Below are 9,058 nucleotides of genomic sequence, written 5' to 3'. Positions count from 1 at the left end.
GCTTTTGGCTTTGGAGTCTGGTATTTTTACATTAAATATATTCTTGAATTGCTACTCTTCATAGCAACGGTTTTTGTTTTATATCAGTCTCCTAAACAAATAATTAAGGTGATTACCATAGGTTTGATTATTCGCATACTTACCAATGAAATCTATTTATTCTGGGGAATGTTGTAGGTTTCTATTTACACATTATTCTTTTTTTATTTCAGAGATTGTGAAAAAATGTACTTAAAGTAACGGGTGCGTTAGTTGAATAAGCCAATATTATAAAATGGAACTTCCTAATTTGTGGAAGTTCCATTTTATTATTAATATCAACAATAAACTTTAACAGAGCCATTATAAAAAGGTATCATAGAATCTTGGGAAAAACTTTAAGAGTAATTAAAAAACTATTTAGGAGGTTGTTGAAATGGGTGGTTCACCTTTTTCAAAATTTTATCGTGAGCGTGATGAAAAAATAAGAAGAGAAACTTTCGACCGGATTGTAAAAGTTCTTGAAATGCGAAATGAAGGTAAGGAAATAGAAGTAATTTCAAAAGAAACAAGGTTCGATGTAGAAAAAATCGAAAGGATTGTGAATATGATAAAGAAACCTTCCCAATAAAGTAACTTCAAATGGGAGGACTTTTTTTTGTATTGTTGATTGTTTGTATTAACAATCTAAATTTATCTTTATAAATTAATAATGGATAGGTGAATGTGAATGAACAAAGATGAGCAGGAGTTTGAAAAATACTTTCGTCGAAAATTGCATGATGAACACGAACTCATTAAAAATTCTGATTACACAGAAGAACAACTACGAGAAATTTTTCTTCAGGAATGGGAATGGAATAGAAATGCACCCGAATTAAATATAAAATTTGAGCCACAATTACTTGATTATGAAACTACAAAATATTATTTACCTGAAGGGGCATGGGAAATGCCACGTAAAGGTAAACTTTTATATTCCGATGAGGAACTACAGAAAGTTATAAAGCTTATTTCGTTTAACCTTGGGGCTAGGAAAAGCCTTGATGTAATTCCACGAGATCTAATTGAAAAGTATTTAATGATAGTTGAGGAAGAAGATAAAAGTCATAAAGAAATGCATAAGAAAAATATATCGGACCAAGCTCTCCGATTAAACAGTGCTAGAAGCGAAGGAAAAGTTGATGTAATAAGAAAAAATTTTAAAAATAAGCCTGAGTGGTCCGTTAATGAAATTGCTAAAACATTAGAAATTGATGTTGATTTGGTAATTAAGATTAAAAAAGAATGCGAATTTAGATCAAAGGTGCAAGTACCGGAGCTTTACGACACCATTGAGTCGATTGTTAAAGCTGATTCTGAAATAAAAAAGTGGATAGAAGAGGAATAATCATTTAACAAATAGCAGCTAGTATTCCAAAAGTGATTTTGGCAAGAAAGCACAGTGTCAATCGGATGTGTGATATTTTGGTCTTTTGCTCAATATAGCAAGCCTTATGATTTGACAGAAATGCATTTAGATTTTTTATAAATGGACAGCCGCGCGTTGTCTTTTTTGTATGCTTGTATTTAAAAAATATAGAGGTGATTGAAGATTGCAAGATATAAAGATAACAATTGAAGATGTAGTTTTTTTTCTAGATATGATTGATTAGACGAAAAGTCCAAATTTTAAGCCGAAAATGTATAAACAAAAGCCGTATTATGCTTTATTTAAAGATAAGGATTCTGAGGACTACAAACGTTTTGTGAGTATTTATAAAACAATTAGAAATGTTTTACCTGAAAGAATGCAGATAGTTCTAAATGAAATATATGGTGTCGATAAAGAAGAATGCTCCAAATTAAAACCAGTTGGTGTAATTTTGAATATTTCTCCAGAGCGTGTAAGGCAGATAATCTATAGAGCAGAAAGTATTCTTGCGAAAGAACTTTCTTTGGCGTTTGGTAACAATAAAAAAAACAAGGCTTGGAGATAAAATTACTCTAAGCCTTATTAATTGCGTTCTGTCAAAATCTTTCATATCAAGGTCTTTTTAAGATTGTTTTTTTTCAAAGCAGCCTTTATACGATTGGACATGATAGTTCTTTCCATTTCAATATTCAATAAGAATAAACTCTCAGAAATAATACCGGTGTTTAGGTCATGATTGAAAGGGGCGTACTCCCTCGCTGTAAATACAATCTTAATTTCATGTTGGTAGATTAGTTTTAACATTTTTAAATACTCATCAAAACTGCGTGTTAGACGATCACGTTGAAATACTATTAATGTATCGACTTGATCACTTTTGATTAATTCAAGTAATTGTTGAAGACCCTTTGGTTGAGCTGATCTAGGCGTTACAGAATCAGCAATGATTAATTTATTTCTTCATGAATCCCTCTTAAAAAGGGTTCAGCAGCCACAAGTTGTAAATCAATATTTTGTTTTTTTGAAGCGGTTCTGGCATAAACGACTGTCTTTTTGTTATTTTCCATAATTTCCTCCCTAAGATTAGCCTATAGATCAATTAAATAGAGTGAATATAACTCCTTTAATTAGTTACCTAAAATTGATACTCACCCTAATCTCTATTCAGATGATGTGGTAGAGAATCGATAGTGAATTTTGATGCTACCGTCTTCCTTTACAAAAATTCGTTCGATTAATCGGTGTAATAATTCTGGAGTTAACACATCGAAGCTAAGAAAGCTTAATAGCTCTTTTTTTAATTTCTCTGCGTTAGGCACAACTTGTTCACTTTCAAATATTGAAATCAACTCGTTTTTCTTCCGAATTAATTCCTCAACTTCAGAGTTGTTAGATTCTACATTTTCACGATAATCTTCCTCTGAGATAAGGCCATCAGCCAAAAGAGTAATAATTTTTTGCTTGCGTCTCTTTAGAATAGCAATTTGTTTAGAGATTTTGTCGATTTTGTTTTGAAGGCCAATTTTAGATTTACTAGTCTTTTTCTCTAGTTTTTTAATATACAGATCCTTATTAATTTCTTCCACTAGACCTTTAATATCGGACAAAATCGTGTTTTTTAGAAAATCTTCTTTCACAGTATGGCTACTACAAGCTTTACGTCCATGTCTAGCATAATTGCCACATATGTAACCCTTTCGATTACTCCTATACCACATTCCCTTACCGCAGTCAGCACAATATAGAACATTTGTAAAAAGATGTTGCTTTGGAGCAGTAATGTATTTAGTTCTTACCTCCATTTGTTGCTGGACAGCATTGAAAACATCTCTTGGAATGATTGCTTGATGTGTGTTTTTTTTGACAATCATATCCTCTTTTTCGATGTTCTTTCGATTTTTGCTTGTAACACTTATTGTTGTTGTCCGACCTTGTACTAAATCACCTACGTAATGAGGATTTGTGAGAATGAGCCTTATTGTTGATTCATTCCAAATAACTCCTGCATTTTTCTTTCCAGCTACTTCTGCAGGAGTAGGGATGTCCTCTTTATATAAACGCCTGGCTATGCTTTCCCTACCGCTGCCTTCTAAATATTCTTTGAAAATTCTACGAACAATTTTGGGAGTGTCATCATCTCTAACATAAAGTTTTCCCTCTCGAACCTCATATCCATATGGAGGGTTAGAACCTTTGAAAAGACCATTTTTTGCTCTAGTTCGTAAAGTCTCTTTAACACGATTACTAGTATTTTGTGATTCTTGTTCATACATCCAGGCGTACAAGCCAAACATGTTTGTGTTACCTGTCAATGTATTAATTGCATTATCTAAAGTGATAATATGGATTCCTTGATTCTCACATAGATTCTTAATCTTATAGGATAATTCTCCATTTCGAGCTAGACGAGAGAGTTCTTTAGCTAAGATGATATCAAACTTCTTTTCCTGTGCATCCTGAATCATCTTTTGAAGATTTTTTCTTTTTGCAGTAGTTCCAGTTTGGACATCTACATAAATATCGTAGATTTCCCATCCTTGTTCCTGAACGTATCTTTGAAACAATTCCTTTTGATACTTTAACGAAGCCTTTTGTTCTTCTTTATCTGTTGAAACCCGAATGTAAATTGCGCATTTCATTCGAATACTAATTCGATTCTTTTTTACATTACTAACAATTTCATCTAGATCATTTTCAATCTTCTGTTGGTTTATTACATTAAAGTTTTCTCTTGAATAAACTTGCTGATTCAACTATATCAACTCCTTTAATTCAATTTGAGATCTACCGGTGTTTTGTTTTCTATTTGAAGAAGTAATTAATTCCTCAATTTTTAAATCGATGTAAGGATCCAATATATCCATAAAAGATACTTTGCCTTTTGTATAAACTCTGTCTACTTTCACTTATGTTTCCCCCTAGTAATAGTCTTTTTGATGTGGTAAATGGTAGGTTTATTGTTTAACAGATTAAAGACATTTTTATACCTCCTCCTTGTTTAATCAAAAGAAAAAGCCCCGCAGATGTGAAAAAAGACACACTACTCCCAAAGGATAAGATAGTTTATAATGAACTACCTTATTGCTTTGATTGCGTGGTTCTTCCTCCGTCAATCTGCGGGGCTTATTTACCCATTTGATTTATATTTAGTTTTGTAAAAAGATAATTTGAAGTTTAATCTAAAAGTATTAATTCACTTGAATTAGCTTTTGTTACTTTCTGTATTGTTGCAAACTAATGTTTGTGTGTCAATACCTTTAATCTATAAAATTTTAAAATTAAAATAAGACGATGGAAGTTGGGTAAATTTTCTTTTCCAAATGATTAGGTCCGAAACAACAAGTTTTGAATTGGGGGTTGACAATTATATATTGTTAGCTTTATAGTTGTTTTCGTAGAAGTTATACTTTTTCATACAACAAACTAAATAAAAATAATTATGGGAAAACCCACAAACATAGAGATGACGGAAGCACCGTACTCGAGGATCTAACGCTACCAATTTAGGTAGGGTTACTTCTAGGGATACGTGCGTCCGTTTTTCTTGTTTGTGGGTTTTTTATATCTCTTGTTGAAGGGGGAAACATGATGAAACAGAGGAATATCAATGACTTAGAACAAGGTGATGTGTTCTTTCGACCTATATTAAATAGAATCGAAAACAAGAAACATATAACAAGACAGTACAGTAAAAAACACCTTTTCTTTCTAAAGCTTCAATCACATCAATTTAGGAATATGAACTAATATAACTATTACTCTACTAAGGGGTGAGGAATAAGATGTCACAAAAAGAGAAAATGAATGGCAAGGTCAAAGGTAAACAGTTAAAGTCAGTAGCTGTAAACTATTACATCTCTACCGAAATCTTAAAGATATACGACTTTATTATCAGGGGGAATAAGATGTGAATGAGATTTTAAAAGAGTATAAGATCCCAGGACATAAAACGTTTACTGTAATTGTCCCACGTTCCGATAGCAGGAAGCAAAAAGGAACCAATGCACTGCAGCTAGAGATTAGCTTTAAATCTGATTTTTAGAGCCTAAGGGAATAAATTACTAAACTCCAGTCGATAATGGAAAAAATCGAATGGAGGTAAGTGTGATGAAGAAGAAAATTGTTAATGTAAGCTATTCCTATGATAAACAGAAGGAATCTTCAATCTGGTTATACAGGATAATTGAAAGAATCTTACTAGAACAGCTTTTAGAAGCTGATCCTCGTTTAACCAGTATCCTTCTGTCCGAGTCTCTTACGGAATTTGAAGATGAAAATACTAATGTGGAGGACTTTTATGACGATGTTTCTAATTAAGGACTTTCTTGCGGAATATCTCCGTGTTTCTACTGGTAATCAAGACTTACAAATGCAAATAGATGCAAATAAGGAATATCTTAAAAAGTTTGGAGTAGAACAAGTGATGCAATTTAAGGATTATGATGTTTCTGCTACGAAACTTAAGATGGATGAAAGGCCAGCACTTAGAAGGTTACTGAAGTTAATCCAGGGAGGAAGGTTGAAAAAGATATTTGTTTACGACCGAGATCGATTTGCTCGTGACGTATATGAATATGTTTACATTGTGAAGTTATGCTACAAATATGATGTTGAGTTGATTTTTACAGCTGAAGGAGCCGCACCGTTCTCCAAAGATATTGTTCAGGAAACTTGGTATGGATTATTTGCTCAGATGGAGGGGCAAAAGATAAATACGAGACTTCATGATGTAAGAAGTCGCTATCCACAGAGCCTAATAGGATATAAGAAAGACAAAAATTCAAGGACATATAAGGCTGATAAAGATGTGTCGAAGCATATAAGGCAACTTTTCGAAGAAGTTTCTAAGACAAGTTCATTAGAAACATTGATAGATATAGTCATACGCTATTGTAAGATTCTAAACAGGGATCCTAAGCGAATAGTTGGTATTTTAAACACTGCTTTTTTTTCTGCACATGGAAGGACGATAGATGGCGAATATTTTGAGCTACCGCATGTGGATGCTATTATCTCCCTTTCTTTGTTCCAAAAGGTGCAAGTAGTGTTAAGGAAATATGGACAAGCGTATGAGGATGTTGTCAGGAACTCCTTGAGAGAGTCCTTTATTATTCCTACGTGTGGTAAGTGTGGTGAGCAAATGGTATTTAAAAAGGGGCGGATTGGAAAATTTGGTGAATACATTTGTCAAAAGCATAGAAAGATTCGAATAAGTAGTGAAGATGTTGACATTACACTTAAACAAACAGTGGAAAAGATAATAAAAAAGATGGATGTTGAAAAGTTAGAGAACGTATGCCGAAAAAACATTACTAAGCAAGAGAAAGTGTTAAAGGGAGAGCACACTTTTCTATCTGAGAAGGTTGAAGAATTGTGTGTTAACGTGTGCGCGAACCTTACTCCTTATACGGACCCTATTTTAATAAACAAACCTGTGCAACAGATTGTAAAGAAGAAAGAGGAATTATTCTTAGTGGAGGACAAGTTAAAGAAGTTAACAGTGCTGACAGACGAAGTTAAAAGAATTGCTAAGTATGTAAAGTATTCACTTCAAAATAGTTTGTCTTTAGAAGAACTAAGCGAGTTGGTCGATCTTATGATAGCAGGCATAGAGATAAATGTGGATTACGTTCAAGTAACCTTATACTTTGACGATTTCTTTGATTCTAAGGAGGTGAGTATCATATGACAAATAAAACTGACCCTGCCTTAGCTACAGTTAGAACATCTGATATTAGACAAAAGGATAATTTGTCCTTCGAAACGCAAAAGCAGGAAATTATTCTAAGGGCTAAACAAGAAGGGTATCACATTGTAGAGTTTATTGAAGAGCCATCACAAAGTGCATATAAGAAAAGGACTCTACAAAGAAAAGTTATGCAAAAATTGTTATCAAAAGCGTTGGATAATAGCTTAAACATCAAAGCAATTTTCTTTTATGATGAGTCAAGGGTCTCACGGCAGTTCGAAGACTTCAAGCTAGAAATCTATAATACCATTATCGATGCAAAACCATACTTCAAATTTTTTTCAACAAGTTCACCTGGAGAATGGAATCCGAGTGATATTACATCAATAATAAATTTTGTTAATGCATCACAAGAGTCTGTTAAGAAATCCCAAAGGGCAAAATCAGCTCAAATCACTAAATTGAATAGAGAGGAAAGACCAGGAGCAGATGCACCTTTTGGATATAATCTTGACGGAACAGGTAACTTAGTAGTTGTAAATGAACAGGCAAGAATTGTTATATTGATCTTCTTCCTAACTTCATGGGGGCATAGTCAGAACAAAATCTTAAAACTCCTGAATGAATATGGAATACTTTCACCTCGTGGGAAAAAGTGGACCGGTAAAACTATAGAATATATTCTGAATAATGACTCTTATTTGGGGCACCTGCCTTGGAATATCAATGAAAGTAGGAATAGCAGTCGGAAAAAACAACGCGGTGAGTATGATTTAATCCTTAATAATCATGAACCGATTGTCAATCCGTTACTATGGCACCTAGCTCATCAAACAATAGAAATCCATAAAAAGAACGGCGGAAATAATGACACGCCTTTTGTATTTCGGAACTTACTTTATTGCTCAAACTGCCAAAAGCAACTGCATACGAAAGATTATTCTACAAAGTTGAAAGAATATCGTTATTACATCTGTAAAGGATGTAATTGCAAGGTTACTGTCCAGGAAGTTCATGAGGAATTATTTAAACATCTTGGACAAAGTATTTCCATGAAGGCAAGTAGTATTAAAGAGCAGGTTCAAAAGACATTCAAAAAGCGAGAAGAATTAATTCTAAAACATCTGCAAGACCTTAAGGCTAAGCTTACTAATTCAAACTTTAACTTGGAGCAAATTCAAGAGAGTCCAGACTTAGTTAAAAGTTCGGAATGGGACTTTATTATCTCCACTGCCATTTCAAGATTGAAAAGAGATATACACAACACAAACCGCTTTGCAGAACTAGTAAAGCTATTAATTGAAGATCAGAGTTTAGAGGTTACCTTCTCTAAATTAGCACGGATAAACCAATCAAATTTGTGTGATGCAGAACTAAGGACTCTGGCATTGGTATACTTTAAAGAAGTAAAGATTGACTTTAAAGAGAAAACGTATAAGTTCATTAAATACACCCTTACGCCTTTTGCGGGTTTAGAAGAGTATCTCGACCAAATCGGATAAGACAATGTTGACTTGACTGACGAAAGTTAGTCAGGTTAATTTTTTTACTATTTAACTGCTTCGTACATTACCGAAATAGATAAGTATGTAATTCGTATGTTACCGAAAATTAAAATATAGTCCTAAGAACGAACTATGTGAAAATCGTGAAAACCCTAGTAAACAAGCGTGCTTAGGGAGATTTTTTCGGTAACGTTAGAAAAAAAGGATACTTTTCTTCGAACGATACCGAACCTGTTATTTACTGTATTCCCAAGTTACCGAAAATATATAACAAAATTAAAGAAGAAAAATTTAAATAATATGAGTCTTATTGACTATCCTCGTGGGAAGCGAAAAAAGAAAGACTTGGGCTCTTTCTTGTTTGAGTAATGAATGATTCCCAAGAAATTCTCACTTCCAGTATTCTGGACAGTCGGATATATGCTGACTGTTCTTTCTAATTTCGGAGGATATTTTAATTAATAAACAAGC

The 9,058-nt window shown here is 33.3% G+C and carries 11 protein-coding genes; 8 read left to right on the top strand and 3 right to left on the bottom strand.

Annotation, left to right across the window (positions count from 1 at the left end):
* Positions 1 to 415: 415 nt before the first annotated feature.
* From V7097_RS25140 to V7097_RS25130, 3 genes are all read left to right on the top strand, one after another.
* Positions 416 to 610, top strand: a complete 195-nt coding sequence (locus V7097_RS25140) for a hypothetical protein (RefSeq protein WP_335706378.1) — start codon at positions 416 to 418, stop codon at positions 608 to 610.
* Positions 611 to 709: 99 nt separating this feature from the next.
* On the top strand, positions 710 to 1,369 hold the full coding sequence (locus V7097_RS25135; RefSeq protein WP_335706377.1) for a hypothetical protein: 660 nt from the start codon (positions 710 to 712) through the stop codon (positions 1,367 to 1,369).
* A gap of 292 nt (positions 1,370 to 1,661) precedes the next feature.
* A complete protein-coding gene (locus V7097_RS25130) occupies positions 1,662 to 1,958 on the top strand; it encodes a sigma factor-like helix-turn-helix DNA-binding protein (RefSeq protein ID WP_335706376.1) in 297 nt (98 codons plus the stop codon).
* 41 nt (positions 1,959 to 1,999) lie between these two features.
* On the opposite strand, the gene V7097_RS26065 is transcribed toward V7097_RS25130, so the two are convergent.
* The 3 genes from V7097_RS26065 to V7097_RS25120 form a co-directional block, all read right to left on the bottom strand.
* Positions 2,000 to 2,338, bottom strand: coding sequence for a recombinase family protein (locus tag V7097_RS26065; protein ID WP_438824277.1), 339 nt, complete (start codon positions 2,336 to 2,338; stop codon positions 2,000 to 2,002).
* Positions 2,339 to 2,553: 215 nt separating this feature from the next.
* The gene (locus V7097_RS25125; RefSeq protein WP_335706375.1) at positions 2,554 to 4,146 is read right to left on the bottom strand and encodes a recombinase family protein; all 1,593 of its coding nucleotides are present in this window, start codon (positions 4,144 to 4,146) and stop codon (positions 2,554 to 2,556) included.
* Positions 4,147 to 4,299 carry a hypothetical protein gene (locus V7097_RS25120; RefSeq protein WP_335706374.1) on the bottom strand — a complete coding sequence of 51 codons (153 nt, stop codon included), beginning with the start codon at positions 4,297 to 4,299 and terminating at the stop codon, positions 4,147 to 4,149.
* A gap of 682 nt (positions 4,300 to 4,981) precedes the next feature.
* Between V7097_RS25120 and V7097_RS25115 the strand changes: the two genes are divergently transcribed.
* From V7097_RS25115 to V7097_RS25095, 5 genes are all read left to right on the top strand, one after another.
* Positions 4,982 to 5,140 carry a hypothetical protein gene (locus V7097_RS25115; RefSeq protein WP_335706373.1) on the top strand — a complete coding sequence of 53 codons (159 nt, stop codon included), beginning with the start codon at positions 4,982 to 4,984 and terminating at the stop codon, positions 5,138 to 5,140.
* A gap of 160 nt (positions 5,141 to 5,300) precedes the next feature.
* On the top strand, positions 5,301 to 5,435 hold the full coding sequence (locus V7097_RS25110; RefSeq protein ID WP_335706372.1) for a hypothetical protein: 135 nt from the start codon (positions 5,301 to 5,303) through the stop codon (positions 5,433 to 5,435).
* A 65-nt stretch (positions 5,436 to 5,500) separates the two neighbouring features.
* Complete coding sequence (locus V7097_RS25105) at positions 5,501 to 5,710, top strand: hypothetical protein (RefSeq protein WP_335706371.1); 210 nt, start codon at positions 5,501 to 5,503, stop codon at positions 5,708 to 5,710.
* Positions 5,691 to 7,082 carry a recombinase family protein gene (locus tag V7097_RS25100; protein ID WP_335706370.1) on the top strand — a complete coding sequence of 464 codons (1,392 nt, stop codon included), beginning with the start codon at positions 5,691 to 5,693 and terminating at the stop codon, positions 7,080 to 7,082. Before V7097_RS25105 ends, V7097_RS25100 begins: the two co-directional genes overlap by 20 nt.
* A complete protein-coding gene (locus V7097_RS25095; protein WP_335706369.1) occupies positions 7,079 to 8,584 on the top strand; it encodes a recombinase family protein in 1,506 nt (501 codons plus the stop codon). Before V7097_RS25100 ends, V7097_RS25095 begins: the two co-directional genes overlap by 4 nt.
* The last annotated feature ends 474 nt before the right edge of the window (positions 8,585 to 9,058 follow it).

The organism is Bacillus sp. JJ1562 (genome assembly GCF_036962705.1).
Taxonomy (GTDB): domain Bacteria; phylum Bacillota; class Bacilli; order Bacillales; family Bacillaceae_L; genus Ferdinandcohnia.
The sequence above is the reverse complement of the archived record's forward strand: the minus strand, read 5'-3'. Positions and strand labels throughout refer to the sequence as shown.